Genomic DNA, 19,177 nt, shown 5'->3' on the forward strand with positions numbered 1-19,177 from the left:
GGTTGTTTCTCCTTGGGCAGGGTTTTAAAGGCATCGAAAAACTTCCGCCTAAGATGTGCCAGGCAGCCCACAACGATTATGTTTTCAGGAAGCTTATGATAACCTTCGTATCCATCTGTATGAAGGTAACCTGTAAAATCTTTTAAGAATTTTCCAGGATGGGTATGTTTTCTGTCAACTTGATAGTCATAAATTACAATCTGGTGTTTTGTATCTCCGCTGGTGCGGTACAGCCACATGTAACTCTTTGACTGCGCCGTCTTTCCCGGTTCTTTCAACACCTGCAGCGTGGTTTCATCTGCGTGGAGCACTTCATGCTCACATAATCTAAGCTTCATCTCTTCATATATCGGTTCCAGCCAGTCCTCACTGGCTTTGATCATCCAGTTTGACATCGTCTGCCGGGAAAGCAGGATGCCGTTTTGTTTCCACTCCTGCTCCTGTCGGTATAGTGGGGATGCCATCATGAATTTCTGTACCGCTATATGGGCAATTGTCTCGGGGGAAGCAAATCCGCCTTTGATGACAGGTTCCGGCATATCTGCTTTTATGATAGGAACATGCTCGGCAGTTCCTTCACAATTACGGCAGGCGTAAATATGCCGTACGTGCCGTACAATGATTGCTTTGGCAGGAATGACTTTGAGTTCTTCGCGAGTTTCCCTGCCCATTGTATGTAACTGACTGCTGCAATTCGGACAAATACACTCTTCTGCCGGAAGCTCGTGTTCAATTACCTCAACAGGTAAATCCTTCGGCAATTTGTCAGTTGTAAGGCGTGTCCGTTTACGATAATGCGCTTTTACCTCGGCAAGCTTCGGTTCCGGCTTGCTTATATCGGCGCTTGATTCGGCCTCGTTGAATATGAGCATCTGAATACCGTCTGTCTTTTCACTTGATGCGCCAAATTGTTTATGCTTAGCAAGGCGGATCTGTGACATAAACCACTGTACTTGTTGCTCTAATTCAGCAATTTTGCGGTCCTTTTCTTCAATTATTCCAAGCAGTTGTTCTGCTGAAGTTTCTTGCGTTTTCATAAGAAAATTATACCATAAAAACCGCAAAAAAGCTAGATTTCATGCGGTTCTAAACGCTGTTTCGAGATAAATATTTCAAGAGATTTGCCGCTCGAAAACTTCTTCTCGTTTCAGCTTTTTCTCCAGTTTCGCACCTTCAATAAGATAAGATAATTCTTTGGTTTCAAGAACCATGGTGGCAGTGTCTCCCTTTGCCGGCCAGCGAAAATGTCCGCGCTCCAGACGTTTGAAATACAACCAGAATCCGTCGCCGTCCCATTCCAGGATTTTTATTCTGTTCCGATGCCGGTTGCAGAATACAAACAATGCTTCTGAAAACGGATCGATGGAAAAGTTGTCTTTAACCAGCGCCATGAGTCCGTTGATTGATTTCCTCATATCGGTATGCCCGCAGCATAGGTACACGGGTTTGTCACTCCATCTCATTACAGCACCCTCAATATGCGGCAGACTTTTTTCAGAAGTTCAGGATCCGTCTCCGCATCCACGGTGACGTGACAGCCACCGACTTCAATATCCAGCGTTGATTTTATTTCTTGACCTTGGGAAAGTTGCATCCACCCTTCCGGGACACAGCTTACGATGGTTTCTTCTTTCCGTTTTGAAAGTTCCATACATGCAACCTTTCGTAACTGTCGCTGCCAATAAAAGTATGCATGCTTACTTATTCCTTTCTCCTGGCAGAAATCCTTAATGCTCTGTCCGCTGCATTGCCGGTCCTGTATCACCTGCATCCACTGTGATAGTCGGTACTCTGTTGTGACTTTTTGTATATTCATACAACCACTCCGCTTTGGTTGAAAAAGTGTGCAAACTTTTTCAACTTTTTCAACCATATTTATTGTGATTGTACTATCTTCAAGGCTACAATTCTATGTGATGGTGTCTTTGACGCTTACTTTGGATTTGGGAAGAACTTTGTTTTCGACAGAATCAATCCATGCCCAAAAAGCATCCAATACTGGTTTTTCCTGTTTCAGACGTTCGAATTTGCGTTTTTCACTTGTCAGATTTTCAAGAGTACTTTCAATTTCAAAAAGTTTGTTGCAATAAGTAATCCCCTGACCAGATAGCGTATCATCGGGACCACGGATGTCTTTAGGCAAAGCATCGACAAAATTTCTGCGAAGATGTGACCAGCAAAGACAGCGTATGATGTTCTCGACCTTTTTGTAACCGGCGTAAGCATCCGAGTGAAGGTATCCCTTAAATCCCTCCAGAAATTTTTGTGGGTAAATTCCATTTCTTCCGGGCTCATACTCAAAGATCCGGATAGGATGCTCAGTATGCTTTCCGGTAGTGTATACCCACATGTAAGAATCACTTGTATTCTTGCGACCTTCCTCATTCATCACCTGAACAGGAGTCTCATCAGCATGAATATATTTTTCTTTAAGGAGCTCTTGATGCATAACTTTTAGGATGGGGGTCAGCCAATCGCGGGACGCAGCTATGATCCAGTTAGCCATGGTAGCGCGGCTTAAAGACAAACCGAGCGTCTTCCACTCTTTTTCCTGACGGTAAAGGGGAAGCGCGTTTACAAACTTCTGGTGCATGACCCAAGCCACTGTGGAAGGAGTCGCTAAGGAGTGCTGAATAACCGAATCAGGTATCGGGGATTTCTCCATGTAAGGCAGACCATTTTTGCGGCAGCTGCGGCATTCGAAGGTCTCACGGTAAAGGTCAATTACCCTAAGCTTAGCCGGAATATATTCAACTTCTGTACGCACAAATTTTTCACCGACGGATTTAAGCGGGGTATTGCACGTTTCGCAAAAACGTTCATCTTCAACAAGGGTACAGAGCTTTTTTTCATGCGGCAGATTTTCTAAAAGTTCTTCCCGCCGGCCATTTACTTTCTTTCTCCGGTAACCCTCGACCTTTTTCAAGTCAGGTTCCTTGGACTTCGGATCGGTCTCGGTTTCCGCTTCATTAAAAAGAGACATCTGTCCTAAGGATAGAACGGATGTCTTCTCTGTGCTTCGGCCATAGAGTTTACGCGTTAGATGGTGTACGGTTTCCAGAAGGAGTCTATTTTCCTTCTCCAGTTCGGATATGCGATTTTCCAGCGTTTTGATCTGTTCAGCCGTACTCATCAAATTACGATATCCTTTGCGTTTTTCGCTGCTTATATTTTACCATAAAAATACCAAACAATCCAGCATTTATGCGGACTTTCGGCACTTTTCCCAAAGTTTTTACAGGGAAAAACACTTCTCTTTACCCAGTTTTTTTACGGCTTTTGGTTGATCAATGGACAGTCCTTCCATAAGCCAGCGAAACTCCTGGGAAGTGACGTTGCGGACTGCTTCGGAATTCTTCGGCCACCTGAATTTACCGGCTTCCAGCCGCTTATATAATAATACGAAGCCATCGCCTTCCCAGTAGAGTGCTTTCAGTCGATCATGCCGGTGGCCGCAGAAGAGAAACAGACTGTTCTGGAATGGGTTTAGCTGAAAGTTCTGCTGGACTAAAGCGGCCAGCCCGTTAATGGATTTGCGCATGTCGGTATACCCGCAGGCGATATAGATTTTCTCTGCTTTGGAGATATCACCGAACATTTTGGAGCGCCCTCAAGGTATTTTCTATTAAGGCAGGTGCTGCGCTGTTGTGGATTTCCAAGCTTACGGCACCCAAGCTCACAACAATATCTGCTGATGAGTCCTGACGTTTATGGTCAGCGTCGGCTACAGGAAACGCAATATTTACCGGCACGATTGGATTCTTTTCGGCATTCAGCGCGGGAAGGGCTTCGCAGGCTGCTTCACGGACACGTTTCAGCCAGTAGAAGTAAGTCGTCTCGCTTAAACCGTGCTCCGCACACCAGTCGGCAATTTTCTGCCCGCTGCTGCGGCATTCACGGATGCGCTGGGCCCACTGATTCAATCGATATTGTCGAGTGGCTTCTCTGCTATCCATCACTAACTCCTCCTTTTGGAGTTTTTAAAGTAAACTTGAAAAACTCCAATAACTCTAGTTTAGAGGATATTATCTCACTGCTTTAGTGATGTTTCCATACACCGACTTATTAGACGGTTACGGTTGAGTATCCTCCTGGGCTGAAAATACTGCAAGGGAAGATAAGACGTTGCCAGGTAATTAGAGACTACATCCAGTGATGTAGTCTCTTTACATTAATCCAAAATAATACTTCAAAAAAAGTAATATTTACATTATAATGTAAATGATAGAAAAAAGTGAAACTATTGCCTGCTCATTGAGGTTGTTGCGAAATAACAATAAACGCAGCAAGATTTCCTAGTTCTGGTACAAAAGATTTTTGCTTAGAGGAGCGCGGATTAATGAGAAAATCAGAAAACCATCGATTTAGCATTAGAAAGAAGATTTCCTTATTTGTTATTATTTTGGCAATTGTTACTTATTCCACAAGTGCATTCTTTATCTATTTTGTTCAACCTAATTTTGTTCCGAATATTAATGAGGTTATATTTACGATTGCTACTTTAGTACTAGGGGTTTTCTGGTCGGGTTTACTTTCCTTTTTTATGGCAAGTTTTATCATTAAACCTTTACAGAAGTTAGAAAAGGCTGCAAATCAGGCATCTGAAGGGAATATCGGTTGTGATGTTGAATTATCAAAAACTGATGATGAGATTCGTTCATTAGGAATAGCTTTTAATAATATGCTTTATAATCTTAGGGAAATTGTTCAGAGTATTGAAACGAATTGTGCGAAGACCAATGAGAATATGTTTGAAATTTCAAAAGTATCATCGGCTGCTTCTCACCAAGCCGACTCTATTGTACATACCATCACAGAAATATCTGCAGGTGCAGAAACTTCCTCGATTGCGATTCAATCAACAGCAGAATCAGTTGAAAAGGTAGCCCACATTGCCAAAGAAGTACAAAACTATGCCAAGTCTTCTGAAAAAATCTCTGCAGAAATGCTAATGGAACTAACAGAAAGTAAAGAAGTAATTCATTCTTTAGTTGAGGGAATCAATAATCTAGCAAAAGGGAACCAGCAATCGCTTGAAATTGTTAAGAGTCTCGAAGAGAATGCCAAGAAAGTTGGTCAGATCATCCAGTTAGTAGGTGATATTGGGGAGCAAACAAACTTACTTGCATTGAATGCTTCCATTGAAGCTGCTCGAGCAGGACAACATGGCAGAGGATTTGCGGTCGTTGCCGAAGAGGTACGAAAACTAGCCGATGAAAGCGCTAATGCCGTTCAAGGAATTTCAAGTCTTATTGAGAATATCCAGTCTGAAGTGATAAATGTTGTGAATCAAATTACGATACAAGTTCAGAATGCAGATATGGAAGCGCATAAAGGATCCAGGACGAATGAAGTAATAGAAAAAATGACGAGAACAATTCTAGAAGTAGCACGTAGCGTTGAACAAATATCAAAGCTTGTCGATCATCAAATGGAGGGTATAGACAAAAGTGCTCATCAGTCTCGCGAAGTAGCCCAGATTGCAGAAAAAACTTCAGAAAGTGCAATGGAACTTGCTATTGCTACAAAGCAACAAGCGGAAATCGTTGATCAGGTTGAAACCCTTGTAGGTAATTTAAGAATACAGTCAGAAATTCTGACAACTGCAATTACCCGCTTTCGTAAATAATGGGTAGGCTTTACTATATTTATAGAGAAATACTCTGTTCCAAATAATCATAGGAGGTACATGTACTCCTATGATTTTATAATGCTATCGTGAGCTTGTTGCTTGAAGAAAATGAGAAGCCCTATTGTATAAGTACGACTTTACCAGAATCAATAAAGTAAAGTTCGGAAATACCATCGATATAACTGATATCCGCTTTAGCTTTGACACTGTCGGTTTCCGCAGGCTCAGTACCTTGCTGTCCTTTATACGAAGGATCGTAGAAAAAAATTTTTAACTTGCGAAGATTGCTGTTTGAAAGTTGATCCCGCTGTTCTCTAATAATACCGGTTAGAACATTCTCATCAATAGAAGGTGGCTGGATATATAAGACCTGAGATTTCGTTTCAGACTGCGTATACAGGATAGTGTAAGTAAGCTTTGCAGAAGAGTTTCGTGTAAAGTCCCCGTCAATCGTAAAATCTGCATGATTTGCATTAGCCATGGCCAATGATGTCAAACGGGTACTGGATCTTGGTAATAAGTTTTTTATTAAAAGGGTATCTGTACCTTGATTTTTGTTGTCGCTGTCCCGGTATGTAACATACACTTTTCCGGAGAATACATACTCTGAAGAGTTGGAAACGGATATGTTCACTTTTCTTTGATTTTTGGAATTTAAGTACTGGAAGTCTGCAGATGCTGAGATATCTTTGAGATTTGCTGATAATATCAACTGCTGGTTGTTTTGATTATTGAGCGCTGATGGCTGAGTCTTTGAAGATAAGCTGGAACTGCCGGCCTTTGTTGAAGAATCAGTCTGTTGAGCAGTTGTTGCCGGCGTATTTTTAGAACAACCAGATAGCAATAGTAGGAAAAGGCAGGTTAAGATTATCGTATTTTTCATTGATGGCTCCTTTAGTACCAAGAATTGCTTTTATTAATTTTATTTATTAATTCTATTATATAATAAAATTCATTTCGGAGCGAAATAACAAGTGAATAAATTGTAATCGCATATAGCTAGGACAGCGCATTACGCTGCTCTGTTCTTTTGCGGCAAGGCAAGTGAAACTGAAAAAAGCTCTGAAAACAGAGCTAATTAATCACACTTTTGCAGAAACTTATTTCTTTTGATAAAGAGATATTCCTAAAGACAATAAGACAAGAGAGAAATATGAAAGAATTAAAACTGTATTTCAAGCTTGTCGCCTTCCATGCTTCCAGTGAAATCGGCCCAGTTACGTGGGAACTCTATCACAAAAGCGGCATCCTTGATGCATGGGGAGACCTTTTTCGGAGAGAGATCATCAATGATTTTGACAATTTTCAGATCCTTGCTGACAAACCAGACAGAGAGGGGATAGCGCATCCCAATCATGTGAACCTGGTTGCAGGGATTAATCAACATACCATGAAAATCATCCAATTGCCTGGTTCCCAGCAGACCTCTCAGTCTGGTGAAAAAGGTGTCAGCCAGTAGAACCGTCCCAATATTCTTTTGTGTTCTTTGGTTGATAACAGTTAACTCTTTCATGAGCTGATTTCCTCGTTCTTCTTAGAGAGAATCTCAGATTATTCTTTGAATATTCTTCTTCACAGACAAAAAATTATTTACCTAAAATATCCATGATATTAATGATTGCCGGACCAAGTATCACGATGAAAAGGCTTGGAAAAACAAAGAAAACAAGTGGAACCATCATCTTAACGGGGGCTTTTTGCGCAGCTTCTTGTATGCGTTGTTTTCTTCTCAGACGGATTTGCGCCGACTGGTTTCTAAGGACATTTCCCATAGAGATACCGAGCTGGTCAGCTTGAACCAATGAGGCAATTACATTGCTTAAATCTTCTACGTCATTTTTTTTGGCCATGTCTCTCAAAGCTTCCCGGCGCGGTTTGCCGATTTTGATTTCCTGGAGAACCAGGTTGAACTCTTCAGCAAGGATACCTTTTTGTTTTTCTACGACTTTCATCATGGCTGCATCAAAGCCAAGTCCGGCTTCAACACTGACCATAACGAGATCGAGGATGTCAGGAAGCGTACGAAGAATCTCACCCTTACGTTGTTTAATTTTTGATTTAAGCCAGAAATTGGGAGCGATATTTCCAATAACAAAACAAAATAATGGGAATTCAATTTTTGTTAGGATTGGAAAGCTTAAAATAAAGCTTAAGGCAGCAGCTGCTATTGCAAAGCATAGGCCAAGGATGAACCTAAGCGCTTTCCATTCAGCGGATGACCAGCCCTTTAATCCGGCAGCAATTAATTCCGTGTCTTTCGGGTCTGTTTCTTTGCTGTTTTTTGAGAAGGCGATGATCAATCTGCGAAAAAAACTGTTCTCAGATTTTTCTTGCTTGTTTTTATCTTTCTTGCCTTTGTCTTTTTTGGATTTTTCTTTTTGATTCTCTTCATTTTCTGCCGGCACTGAAGATCTTCCGAGGGAACGCATAATCCTGCTCTGGGAAAGAGAAGGCTGTTTCCTGGACAGAATCGCCAGAACTAAGAAGAAAATAAGGCAAAAACCGCTGAAAACCAAGATTGGTTCCATGACAATCTCCCCTAGAATTTAATATTAACAATCTTTCTGATGGCAATAAAACCGATGATTTCCAGAACAGCTCCACAGCATAATAACATAATTCCGAGTGGATCCTGGAACAGCGGCATCATAAACGAAGGCTGCATCATCGTGATAACCAGGCCAATTAAGATAGGCAAAGCACCAATAATATATCCGGATAATCTACCTTGAGCAGTAAGTGTTTTGATCTCGCCTTGAATCTGTAAACGTTCCTGAATGGTATCGTGAATATTAATTAAAATTTCGGCTAGATTGCCACCAATTTGCCGTTGAATCAGGATGGCAGTTACCATTAATTCCAGGTCTTTGCTTTCAACCCGCTGTGAAAAATTTAACAAAGCATTTTCTGTAGACTCCCCATAGGCCATTTCTTTCAGGGTAATTTTGATTTCGGAGGAGAGCGGATCTGGCATTTCCTGGGCTGCCATTTCCATGGCCTGAAATAAACTAAAACCGGCTTTTAAGGAATTGGCAAGGGTCAGAAGTATATCCGGCAGCTGGTTATTGAATTTTTTTATTTTTTTATTTTTAGCACTGCTGATATACAGCCTGGGAAAGATCAAGCTTAACAGTGGCAGAATAATAAAAACACCACTCAAAGGCAGAAGAATTAAGGCGATAAGAAAAGTAAGAATGAACAAGAAGATTTGCATCACGATGAATTCCCTGCCAGTTAACCCAATGTCACCGCTGTAAAGATCTTTATCAAGTTGTTCGCCCCATTTCCGAGGTGTATATTTGGACAGGGAAGTCAGATACTCTTTCCAGGAAGCAGCCTTTTTGGCTTTAACCGGGGTATCTTCTTTTTCTGCAACTAGTCGCTTAACTTTATCTTCGACGCTTTCATTTTTTGGTTTCAGGGCCATGATCAGCGAGTATATCAGGATAAATCCCATAATTGAGGCCACAATGATGACCTTTGTCATAAAAATACCTCCAACGGCCACGAATGACTAATCAACTAACAAAAATATTGTCCGGCAGGATTTGGCCTGTGGCAGCCAGCGTATCCATAAAGCGGGGGCGTACACCGGTAGCCTTAAAGCCACCGAGGACATGGACATTGGAATCAACACCCTTTTGTTCAAATTTATAGATATCCTGGGTGACGATGGTGTCTCCTTCCATACCAAGAACCTCCGTGATATGGGTAATCTTTCGGGTGCCGTCCCTGAGACGGCTTTGCTGAACAATTAAATTGATTGCACTCGAGATCTGCTCACGAATAGCCCGGATTGGAAGATCCATGCCGGCCATCAGGACCATGGTTTCAAGACGGGAGAGCATATCTCGCGGCGTGTTGGCATGACCTGTGGTCAGGGAACCATCGTGTCCGGTATTCATGGCCTGCAGCATATCTAAGGCTTCTCCGCCTCGGACTTCACCGACGATAATCCGGTCAGGCCTCATACGCAGCGTGTTTCTGACCAGGTCACGAATGGTAATGGCACCTTTTCCTTCTATATTTGGCGGTCGGGTTTCAAGCGTTACCAAATGGCTTTGATCAAGCTGTAGTTCAGCGGCATCTTCAATAGTAATGATCCTCTCATGGTCCGGAATAAAGGAGGATAGGACGTTTAAGGTTGTGGTCTTACCTGACCCGGTACCGCCGGAAACGACAATATTCAGTCTGGCCTTGACGCAGGCTTCCAAGACAAGTGCCATATCCCTGGTCATTGTGCCGAAATTAATCAGATCTTCGACACGATAGGGGTCACGCGAAAATTTCCGGATCGTGATGGTGGGCCCTTTAAGCGCCAAAGGCGGGATAATTGCATTTACCCTGGAACCATCCGGCAGACGGGCATCTACCATTGGCTGACTTTCATCAATTCTTCGGCCAATCGGCGCGACAATTTTTTCAATAATATGCTGAACATGCTGGTCATCATTAAAAGTTACATTGGATAGTTCGACAATCCCATGACGCTCTACGTAGACCTGACTTGGCCCGTTGACCATAATCTCTGAAATGCTGTCGTCATTTAATAGCGGGGAAATGGGGCCAAAACCGAGGATTTCATCAACCACTTCCTGAACGATTCTTTGTCTTTCATTACGGGGTAGAAGGGCACCATTGGTTTCAACATACTGGTCTATGACTTTTTGAACGATCGGCTCGACTTCTTGAGGATCAACATCATTGAGTTGAATATTTTTGATGGTTTCCTTATGAATAATACTTTTTAGTTCCCTCCAGGGATCAACGGGCTGAGAGGAAGGAGAAGAGGTAAAGGCTTGTCTGATTTCAATCAGGCTTTGTTTCTCTGATCCGGTTCTTTCACGTTCTTTTCCTCTTTCTTGTTCTAAACGGCTAAGCAGTGACATGTGATCAACCTCCAAATCTTAAAAAGGAAAGACGGCCGGTTTCTTTGCTGTCCTGACCTTTTTTAGTAATTTCTGAATTAACACCTAGCGTACTCACCATTTTTTTAATTTCCAGAGCGGGAGCCGAACGGGCTAAAGCATCAACAAACGGTACACCTTTATTAAGCACGGATGTAAGCTGTTCTTCATAAGGAATTAAGTAGGTTACATTGAGGCCGAGGCTGCTTTCAATATCCTTCATGCTGATACCGATTTTCTTTTCAAATTTATTTAGAATCAACTTGATTTTTGGGGAATAATCAAGCGTGTGCATGATTTCCAGCGCGAGCTTGGTATTTTTGATTGACGGAATATCCATGCCGGCCACAACCCAGATCTCGTCTGCGGCCTCTAAGCCGGCAAGGCTGATATCATCAAAACGGCTGGTATTGTCAAGAATAATAAAATCATAATGGATTTTAACCTCTTCCAGGATTTGCTCAATATGTTCGATGGTTACTTTTTCGGCATATTCGGGGCGATTCGTAGCCGCCAGGATCTCCAGTCCGGAAGAATGGCTAAGGGTATGAAGCCGGATATCTTCTTCTTTAATCGAACCGACCTGAACCAGATCGGTAATTGTCCTTTTCGGAACAAGATTTAAGAAGGAGGCAATGTCTCCAAATTGCAGGCTCAAGTCCAATAAAAGGACTTTGGATGACTTCGCCAATTCAACACCGAGGTTCACAGCGGTCGTCGTTTTGCCTACCCCTCCCTTGGCGCTGAAAATACTGATTACTTTTGCTGCAGTGCCGGATGTTTCCACAGCAGAATTGGGGGACAGAGGGGAATTGATCATTTCTCTTTTGCGGCTTTCTTTGTGATACACATTCAGGATTGTACTGGTAAGTTCTTTGCCGGTAAACGGTTTGACGATATAGGCTTTGGCTCCGGCCATCATGGCTTTGGTCATATGGTCGGGGTCGTTTTCAACGGACATCATAATAATGGAGGTATTTGGAACGCGGAAAGAAAGCAGTTCTGTTGTTTTTATCCCGTCAATGTCGGGCATGCTGATATCCATTAAAATAATTTCCGGTTTCAATAATTCTGCCAGACGGATTGCTTCTGAACCGCAGCCTGCTTCGCCGATGACTTCAAAGCCGGAATCAAGAGCAAGGATTCGGCGAATGTTTTCGCGGGTATTCCTGATATCATCAACGATGAGAATCCGTATACCTTGCATGCGCTATACCTCCTTTTCTATTTATAATGACCGAAGTAATCGGCGTTTGTATAGACATTGGGATCGATGGGTGCTTCGGTGTAAGTTTCTTTATTGGCGGGGTTTCTCAGCAGTAAGCGGATGGAACCTTTTTCACTGCCCAGTGTTACGGCCATAGACTGGGAAACACTCATAGCAAGGACATAAGAGCCGGGATTTTCGGCAGTTTCTCCTTCTTTGAGAATGGTGTCACCCGTGTTTAAGACCAAAACATCCTGGGCAGCTAAAGAAGTAATTGTTCTTTGATTTCCTTGGCTGTCCTTAATATCCATGGTAATCAGGATATCCACATGGTCACCGGGCTTTACCTTATAGCTGACACTGCCCACCAGATCGACAGGGATAGCAACGGCTCTTTTGCCCGAAGGAACAGTCAGTGAAAAGCTGTCGGCTGAGGCACCTGAGCTGTTGCCGGTTTGGTACGGATCTCCAAGCATCGGACTCAGCAGTACATCACCCTGACTGACGTCAACTAGGAGCACCCGGCCAGTTAGTTCTTTCACGGTAGAGGCGCCTCCCTGAGGATAGGCTGAAAGCGGAACTTGTTTGATCTGAAGCTGATCAGCCTTTAGGATACTTCGGGAGGAAATATCCGCTGCTGCAACAACCAGCGGTTTCAATTCCTGACTTGATGCTCCCGAACCATAGTTCAGGTAGAAAAAGACAGCCAAGCTAAAAATCAGTCCCGAGATAATCGCCATAAAAACATAGAATTTTCTTTTCACCAGTCATCCCTCAATTCATCAGCAATTTTATAGAATATAAACCGTAATCCTGTACGGGGTTATTTCCGTCATCAATAATTGAACTTGTTTCTTTGCCGAGCGTGGAACAGGTCTTTAAAAAACGCCCGGTGATAAAACAGTCATTGCCGTTGTGAGTTACATTTTCAATGAAAAAAGCCGCAAATCCCAAAATTTTAACTTCCTGGATGGATTCACCTGATCGAGTGAGGACTTGTACGATTGGAATAAAGACAATCTCGGGAGCATTACTGTCATGATCAGTAAAAGTATTCCCAGGGACACGAGTATCAGAAGCAAGCCGGGTATCAAGACCTTTTCGCGTCGGCCCACTCATATTACCGGTTTCTATCTGCAGGGTCTGGCCGACGGCTAGCGGGGTGTTATTCCCATAGGCGAGCGCATTTTCGTAGGTGCTAGCACCTGATCCATCCAGTCTTACAGGCCCGTACCAGCCGGTTTGACCTTCCGGCGGCGCATTCTTCAACGTATATTCCTGGCCATAGACAAAGTTCTGTATTGTAACACTTAAAGGAGCGGCTCCGGCGATACTGCGGACAGGATAAACACCTGCCTTGGAACGTGCGCTGACTTTTCCTTTGGTAATGCCAAGTGCTTTGGCCAAAAACATGGAATGTTCTTCAGAAGCAGATACCTCAATTTCCCGGTTATGATTGGATATCGAAATTGAGGGGAGGGAGATATGATTATTGGCCGCATATTCTGCAGCAGTTAGATAAGCGTCCTGCGGACTGTCCGGTAATTCTTGAGCGCCTGCTAACGCTGCTGCATCTACCGCATTCTGTAACTTTGCTTTTCCCACGTAGAGAACTGCCATATCTGTACATAGGGCGCCAAAGCCCAGAAGAACGACTAAAAGTACTGCCGTAAGAACGGCAATACTGCCTTTTTCATTTTTGAGTGGATGATTCTTCATAGTAAATGCACTCCTATTCAATGCGCATGGATAGGTTCGCATGGATCACAACCGGATTCGGAAGAATATGATTTAATACCGGAGTCGTAAGAGACACAGGATAAGAAACTGATACCGTAACATTTGAGCCGGAATGTCTGCTGGACTCAATGGGGGTGATCTGAATGGTCAGTAGGTTGCGGTCTAACAAGGGGGCGGAATCAGCTACTGAAGCCTGGATAGCGCTGTCCAGCCCGCTCAGGCTTGCTGTCCTGGCACCGCTTCTGACAGCGTTATTGAGGGTCACGTAGGAATAGCCGAGTCGCCCAAACTCAACCACGCCAAAAACTAGGAGCAAAAAGATAGGCAGGACCAGTGCAAATTCTACAAGAGACTGGCCATTGGAGGATTTTATTAATTTCTTAAGCATTTTATACACCCTCCCAATGCAGGTTTACTTTCGTCAAACCAATTCTGATATCACTAAGCAGTGAAGAGACAATTAACAATGCAAAAACTGTTAAAGCACAAATAAAAGTTATTCCTTCTTTAGTTTAAAAAAGCCCTACTGTTCCCTGACAGTAGGGCTTTCGAGGTAAAACCAACGAAGACTTTTGTTTTTTAGAGAGCGCCAGCAATTGTTCTTAGGATAGCATCCAAGTTTGTGCCGATAAGAGTGACTGCGCCAATTACAAAGACTGCAATTAAAGCAATAATAAGACCGTACTCTGTAAGTGCTTGACCCTTTTCGTCTTTCTGGAATCTTTGAAGGAACTGAACGAGGTATAACATCATGATAATCTCTCCTTTTTTAATCATATATTTTTTTTGTTTTATTGATCTGGCTTGTATTACAAATTTACAACAGTTTGACAATCGAAACAATTCACCGTAAGTCACGATGTGATAGGACTAAAGACTTATTAATATCCTGTGCTTTTTAAGAATCTTATCAAATAAGGGTTGATTGTCCTGAGAATTTCTTGTTTTTAGGTGATAAATGCTTTACATTATATTTACCATCATATAACCGTCATATAAAGGTAAGAATTATTATCGAGGACTCAACAAGGAATCATTCAAAGGCCTTATATGTTGAATAATTAAAGGAATTAGCTTAGAATTGTGGAAATATTACTGTAGTAATGTGTTATTAAGCTATAAAGACCATGGAAATTGTAAAGACAGAAAAGACAGAAAAGACAGAATGAAAAGCTGGGGGTTTGAAACGTTGGCGACGAAGGCAACAAAAAAGAACCGACGGGGGTCACGTAAAAAAAGACAGTCCGTTCATGATACGATTCGAAATGAGATTATGGGAATCCTGGTGATGGGTTTGGCCTGCCTGGGATTTGTCATGCTCTATTCCAACAGCAAGGGTGCTATTGTCACGCTGATTATTAAAGCACTCAGGATTGCGGCAGGCGATGGCAGTGTCGGGATTTTTATCATTCTCGGAGTCATTGGGATCAGCCTGATGAGCAACAACCGGAGAAGTATGAAATGGCGGATAACAGGTGTGATTTTATTATGGCTCGTTGCGGAAGGATTCCTGCATCTCGGGTCATCTGCTGCGTATGATACTGCAGGGCTGCTTGAGCTTGGCAAAGCAGGATTAGGAGGTGGCCTCCTTGGCGCGGTGATCAGTATCATGCTGGTCGTGCTGGTCGGCGTGACAGGTGGCTATGTGATTCTGGCAGTATTAGCCTTAATCGGGGCTATCCTGGCAATGAACCGATCTCTGGTCGGGACGGTCAAAGACCTGTTGTCTCTCACAGCCAATTTTGCACAGATGGTCGACCGCCACATCAGGGATTTTCTGCAGGTACTGGCGGACGGACGCCAAGAAAGACAGGAGCGCAAAGAGGATGATCGGAACAGCATGTTTGCCGCAGCAAAGAAAGGTGAACCTGTAAAGTCCCAAACCCCGAATGATTATTTCGATTCAAAGCAGAGTAACCCGGTGATCGAAATTTTCGGGGAAGAACGGAATCATGGAGAAGAACGGAATAAAAGAAACAAGCAGGTTCCGCAGTCGGAGACGGATCATTACCTGATTAACACAAGGATGGACGATTTAGCCGAAAGAAAGGCTGGAAATATAGGAGATTATGCAGGAAGCATGGAGACTGCAGCGGCACCGCCGGGCAAGCTTACCGGGACGCCTATTTCCAGACAGACCGAGAAGAACGAACATTACAGGCTGCCGCCTTTAAATCTTGTTCATAAATCAATGAAAAAAGGCCAAAAAAGCGGCAAGGACATTGCTGATAATGTCCGCCTGCTTGAAGATACGCTGGCCAGTTTTGGGGTCAGGGTGAAAGTTACAAGAGTTACACAGGGGCCGACGATTACCCGCTATGAGGTTCAGCCCGCACCCGGTGTCAAAGTTAGTAAAATTACCAGCCTCTCAGATGATATTGCACTGAGTCTGGCAGCCTCCGATGTGCGGATGGAAGCGCCGATCCCGGGAAAGTCCGCAGTGGGGATAGAGGTTCCGAATAAGGAGATTGCCATTGTTCATTTCCGGGAAGTGCTGGAAACGGAAGATTTTCAGGACTCACCAAGCAAGCTTAGTTTGGCGCTCGGCAAAGATATTACCGGTACGCCGATTATCGGTGATCTGACGAGAATGCCGCACTTGCTGATCGCCGGAGCGACCGGAGCAGGAAAATCGGTTTGCATCAATACGATTATCGGAAGTATCGTTTATAAAGCAAAACCGGATGAAGTAAAACTGCTGCTGATTGATCCCAAAGTTGTTGAACTGGCCAATTACAATGGAATTCCACATCTGATCTCTCCTGTGGTAACAGAGCCCCAGAGGGCTGCCGGAGCTTTGAAGTGGATCGTTACCGAAATGGAGACAAGATATGAACTTTTTGCAGCTTCCGGAGTTCGCGATATCGTCAGATATAATTTCTTGGTTAGTGAAAAGAAGGATACGGAATCGAAGCCGCTGCCGTATGTTGTTGTCATCATCGACGAGTTAGCCGATCTGATGATGGTTGCTCCGGGAGAGGTTGAAGAGTCTATCTGCCGGCTGGCCCAGATGGCCAGGGCAGCAGGTATTCATCTGATTGTTGCAACGCAGAGACCCTCGGTTGATGTCATCACCGGTCTGATCAAAGCCAATATTCCTTCCAGGATCGCTTTTGCGGTTTCTTCCCAGATCGATTCCAGAACCATTCTGGATATGGGCGGTGCAGAAAAACTGCTCGGCCGCGGGGACATGCTCTATCATCCAATTGGGATCAGCAAGCCGATTCGGGTCCAGGGCTGTTTCCTGTCAGACAAGGAAGTCAAAAATATTGTGGATTATCTGCTGGAACAGGCCAAACCGGAGTATTTTGAAATTCCGGAGGTAAGCTTGAGTTCCAGGAATTCTGAGGAGCCGGAAGATGAGCTTTTCTACAAGGCTGCGAACATCTTTATGGAGAGCAATACGGCATCCGTGTCCCTGCTTCAGCGAAGACTAAAGATTGGCTATTCCAGGGCGGCCAGAATCGTTGATATGCTTGAAGAAAAAGGGGTTGTCGGCCAGCATGAAGGCTCGAAACCCAGGGAAGTTTTGTTGACCAAGGGCCAATTTGAACAAAAATTCGGGAAAAACTTTAATTCTTAGTCATAATTACCAAATATTTGCGCTTTTTGGTTAATTTCAGGAAGGATTAGTTAAAATACTGTAGAATAAAAAAGATTGGGGAAGATTATGCTGCGTGAAATTTCCATCGATGAATGTTCTGAGCTATCAGATGCATTATATATAGATGTGAGGTCAGAAAACGAATTTGAGGAAGGAACGATTCCGGGAGCGGTAAACATACCCATCTTCAATAATGAAGAGAGAGCCGTCATTGGAAAGATATATACGAAAGAGTCTCCCCAAAAAGCCAGAGATATCGGGTTAGAGATTGTTAGCCGAAAATTGCCGGATTTATATAAACAAGTTGAAGAAGCTGCCGGAAAAAGACCAATTCTGCTATTTTGCTGGCGCGGAGGAATGAGAAGCAAGTCTTTGGCGGCAGTACTTGACCTGATGGGGTTGCCGGTATTTCGGCTGATTGGCGGATACAAGGCCTACAGGCATTCGATTGTTTCATTTTTTGAGACTGGATTTCACCATCAGGTTATCGTCCTGAAAGGGAATACCGGAACTGGAAAAACAGAGTTGCTGAAAAAACTCAAGGAAGAGGGTTATCCGGTCATTGATCTTGAGGGGCTATCCAATAATCGCGGTTCAGTTTTTGGCTGCATTGGTCTTGGCGTTCAGCCTACTCAAAAAACGTTTGAGTCTTTGCTTTACGAGGAAATTCATCGCTATAATCACGATCTGTATTTGGTGATGGAATGCGAAAGCCGGCGGATCGGCAAAATCACACTCCCTGACGCAGTTTTTAAAGCCATGCAGCAGGGAATTTCCGTTCTTGTTTATGATTCGCTGGACAACAGAGCCAAACGGTTGATGCTCGAGTATACGGATAACCCGGGAATAACTGAAGAACTTAAAACGGCTCTGGACAGACTGACGAAAAGACTGGGACGAAAGAAGATTGATCAGCTTTATGATTTTCTGCAGAAACAGGCTTACGAGGACTTTGCCCGGTATCTTATTATGGAATACTATGACCAGCTGTATGGCTATCCCAATCAGGAATCTGAGGACTACGCCTTATGTATTTCTCAGGAATCTATGTTATTATCGCTGAAAACACTGAAACAATTTTTGAATGACCGGTTTGCTTGACAGTAATTAATTTAAAATAAAATTAAATTAAATATTAATAGGGTGGTGTAGAGATGGCTGGTGAAGGGGCCGTTCTTAGGAAGGCCAGGGAAGAAAAAGGTTTAAGTTATCAGGAAGTTGAAGACAGCATTAAGATTAGAGTGAGGTATCTGGAAGCTCTGGAGAAAGAGAACTACGGCGTGCTGCCCGGGACCACCTATACCAGAGGCTTTTTAAGGATGTATGCCAAACATCTGGGCATTAATCCGCAGGAGATTATAGATAGCTATAATGCTTCTTTGGTCAAAGAAGCTGAGTCCGAGATTCAGCCACGCTTAAGTCCGATTCCAAGCAATCAGGTATGGTTCAGACCTGTCGTGCTTGCAGGAATGGCCATCCTGGCTGTGATCATTGTCGTCGGGATTATCTTTGTGTCAAACTTGGGCAACAAATCCGGTACTTTTCATTATACACCCACCCCTTTGCCGGCGGCACCGAAGGCGAGCGATCAAAATACTGCCGATTCCGGTACGGGGCAGAATACGAATACTGCCGGGCAGGAACAAAATGCCGGGCAGCCGTCTCAGCAGCCTGAACAATATGAGGGTATTGTCGCTGAGCTTACGTTTACTGCTGATTGCTGGGTCGTGGCTAATGTAGACGGCAAGCAGGCTTTGAGTGGGACAATCCCTTCAGGAACAATGCAAACGCTGCAGGCTGACAAGCAAATTGAATTTGTATCGATCGGAAACGCCGGTGGACTGTCACTCAAAGTGAACGGACATACCGTCCCGCCGCTTGGGAAGACCGGTGATGTCCTTCGAAACTACATCATCGATGAGAACAAAGTGAAAGAGCTTGCGGGAAGTTAGTTTACACCAAGCTGATAAGATAAGATTATCAAGAGGGTATACCGGAAGACCAGGATACCCTCTTCCTATATTTGCGAATCAGGTCAAATCGATTTAGAATAAATACGGCTGCAAAGATTAGAATCCAATAGATTA

19 protein-coding genes and 1 pseudogene (1 of these 20 cut by a window edge) are annotated in these 19,177 nt (G+C 43.6%); 4 read left to right on the forward strand and 16 right to left on the reverse strand.

Translation table 11 applies throughout. From position 1 onward, the window contains the following. From tnpC (AAH944_RS05260) to tnpA (AAH944_RS05285), 6 genes and pseudogenes are all read right to left on the reverse strand, one after another. Positions 1-1,037: the 5' portion of an IS66 family transposase gene (gene tnpC, locus AAH944_RS05260; protein ID WP_353852839.1), read on the reverse strand. Its footprint begins 565 nt before the window's first position; only the first 1,037 of its 1,602 coding nucleotides appear in the window; its start codon is at positions 1,035-1,037; its stop codon lies beyond the left edge, outside the window. A 75-nt stretch (positions 1,038-1,112) separates the two neighbouring features. Continuing rightward, positions 1,113-1,463, reverse strand: coding sequence for an IS66 family insertion sequence element accessory protein TnpB (gene tnpB / locus AAH944_RS05265; RefSeq protein ID WP_415535039.1), 351 nt, complete (start codon positions 1,461-1,463; stop codon positions 1,113-1,115). After that, entirely contained in the window at positions 1,463-1,816 is a 354-nt protein-coding gene (gene tnpA, locus AAH944_RS05270; RefSeq protein WP_415535038.1) for an IS66 family insertion sequence element accessory protein TnpA, read from the reverse strand. Before tnpA (AAH944_RS05270) ends, tnpB (AAH944_RS05265) begins: the two co-directional genes overlap by 1 nt. Before the next feature lie 114 nt (positions 1,817-1,930). Continuing rightward, positions 1,931-3,133 (reverse strand): annotated as a pseudogene (gene tnpC, locus AAH944_RS05275) (IS66 family transposase); the annotation flags it as partial. Positions 3,134-3,235: 102 nt separating this feature from the next. Beyond that, the gene (gene tnpB / locus AAH944_RS05280) at positions 3,236-3,598 is read right to left on the reverse strand and encodes an IS66 family insertion sequence element accessory protein TnpB (protein WP_287896876.1); all 363 of its coding nucleotides are present in this window, start codon (positions 3,596-3,598) and stop codon (positions 3,236-3,238) included. Then, the gene (tnpA, locus tag AAH944_RS05285; protein WP_287896878.1) at positions 3,588-3,956 is read right to left on the reverse strand and encodes an IS66 family insertion sequence element accessory protein TnpA; all 369 of its coding nucleotides are present in this window, start codon (positions 3,954-3,956) and stop codon (positions 3,588-3,590) included. The genes tnpB (AAH944_RS05280) and tnpA (AAH944_RS05285) overlap by 11 nt, the downstream gene beginning before the upstream one ends. A 383-nt stretch (positions 3,957-4,339) precedes the next feature. Here tnpA (AAH944_RS05285) and AAH944_RS05290 point away from each other — a divergent pair, with 383 nt between their 5' ends. Further along, positions 4,340-5,629 (forward strand): methyl-accepting chemotaxis protein, encoded by a 1,290-nt coding sequence (locus tag AAH944_RS05290; protein WP_415537066.1) that lies wholly within the window; start codon positions 4,340-4,342, stop codon positions 5,627-5,629. 121 nt (positions 5,630-5,750) lie between these two features. Here AAH944_RS05290 and AAH944_RS05295 read toward each other — a convergent pair whose 3' ends face one another. The 10 genes from AAH944_RS05295 to AAH944_RS05340 form a co-directional block, all read right to left on the reverse strand. Then, positions 5,751-6,515, reverse strand: a complete 765-nt coding sequence (locus AAH944_RS05295) for a hypothetical protein (protein WP_415537068.1) — start codon at positions 6,513-6,515, stop codon at positions 5,751-5,753. A gap of 279 nt (positions 6,516-6,794) precedes the next feature. Further along, a complete protein-coding gene (locus AAH944_RS05300) occupies positions 6,795-7,145 on the reverse strand; it encodes a DUF192 domain-containing protein (protein WP_415537070.1) in 351 nt (116 codons plus the stop codon). Positions 7,146-7,218: 73 nt separating this feature from the next. Continuing rightward, the gene (locus tag AAH944_RS05305) at positions 7,219-8,160 is read right to left on the reverse strand and encodes a type II secretion system F family protein (protein ID WP_415537072.1); all 942 of its coding nucleotides are present in this window, start codon (positions 8,158-8,160) and stop codon (positions 7,219-7,221) included. A gap of 11 nt (positions 8,161-8,171) precedes the next feature. Then, positions 8,172-9,119, reverse strand: coding sequence for a type II secretion system F family protein (locus AAH944_RS05310; RefSeq protein ID WP_415537074.1), 948 nt, complete (start codon positions 9,117-9,119; stop codon positions 8,172-8,174). 31 nt (positions 9,120-9,150) lie between these two features. Next, positions 9,151-10,521 carry a CpaF family protein gene (locus AAH944_RS05315; RefSeq protein WP_415537076.1) on the reverse strand — a complete coding sequence of 457 codons (1,371 nt, stop codon included), beginning with the start codon at positions 10,519-10,521 and terminating at the stop codon, positions 9,151-9,153. Positions 10,522-10,525: 4 nt separating this feature from the next. After that, a complete protein-coding gene (locus AAH944_RS05320; protein WP_415537078.1) occupies positions 10,526-11,746 on the reverse strand; it encodes a response regulator in 1,221 nt (406 codons plus the stop codon). A gap of 17 nt (positions 11,747-11,763) precedes the next feature. Next, positions 11,764-12,510 carry a Flp pilus assembly protein CpaB gene (gene cpaB / locus AAH944_RS05325; protein WP_415537080.1) on the reverse strand — a complete coding sequence of 249 codons (747 nt, stop codon included), beginning with the start codon at positions 12,508-12,510 and terminating at the stop codon, positions 11,764-11,766. 10 nt (positions 12,511-12,520) lie between these two features. Then, positions 12,521-13,465 carry a pilus assembly protein TadG-related protein gene (locus tag AAH944_RS05330; RefSeq protein WP_415537082.1) on the reverse strand — a complete coding sequence of 315 codons (945 nt, stop codon included), beginning with the start codon at positions 13,463-13,465 and terminating at the stop codon, positions 12,521-12,523. Positions 13,466-13,478: 13 nt separating this feature from the next. Next, complete coding sequence (locus AAH944_RS05335; protein WP_415537084.1) at positions 13,479-13,874, reverse strand: TadE/TadG family type IV pilus assembly protein; 396 nt, start codon at positions 13,872-13,874, stop codon at positions 13,479-13,481. A 191-nt stretch (positions 13,875-14,065) separates the two neighbouring features. Then, positions 14,066-14,239: a Flp family type IVb pilin gene (locus tag AAH944_RS05340; protein WP_415537086.1), complete on the reverse strand. Its 174-nt coding sequence runs from the start codon at positions 14,237-14,239 to the stop codon at positions 14,066-14,068. A gap of 412 nt (positions 14,240-14,651) precedes the next feature. On the opposite strand from AAH944_RS05340, the gene AAH944_RS05345 reads away from it, so the two are divergent. The 3 genes from AAH944_RS05345 to AAH944_RS05355 all read left to right on the forward strand — a co-directional run bounded on the left by AAH944_RS05345 (position 14,652) and on the right by AAH944_RS05355 (position 19,042). Then, entirely contained in the window at positions 14,652-17,069 is a 2,418-nt protein-coding gene (locus AAH944_RS05345; RefSeq protein WP_415537787.1) for a DNA translocase FtsK, read from the forward strand. Positions 17,070-17,156: 87 nt separating this feature from the next. Beyond that, positions 17,157-18,191 (forward strand): tRNA 2-selenouridine(34) synthase MnmH, encoded by a 1,035-nt coding sequence (gene mnmH, locus AAH944_RS05350; RefSeq protein WP_415537088.1) that lies wholly within the window; start codon positions 17,157-17,159, stop codon positions 18,189-18,191. Positions 18,192-18,244: 53 nt separating this feature from the next. Further along, complete coding sequence (locus tag AAH944_RS05355) at positions 18,245-19,042, forward strand: helix-turn-helix domain-containing protein (RefSeq protein ID WP_415537090.1); 798 nt, start codon at positions 18,245-18,247, stop codon at positions 19,040-19,042. Positions 19,043-19,177: the final 135 nt, after the last annotated feature.

Origin of the sequence: Dehalobacter sp. CP, from assembly GCF_047652685.1 — a bacterium.
Classification (GTDB): domain Bacteria; phylum Bacillota; class Desulfitobacteriia; order Desulfitobacteriales; family Syntrophobotulaceae; genus Dehalobacter.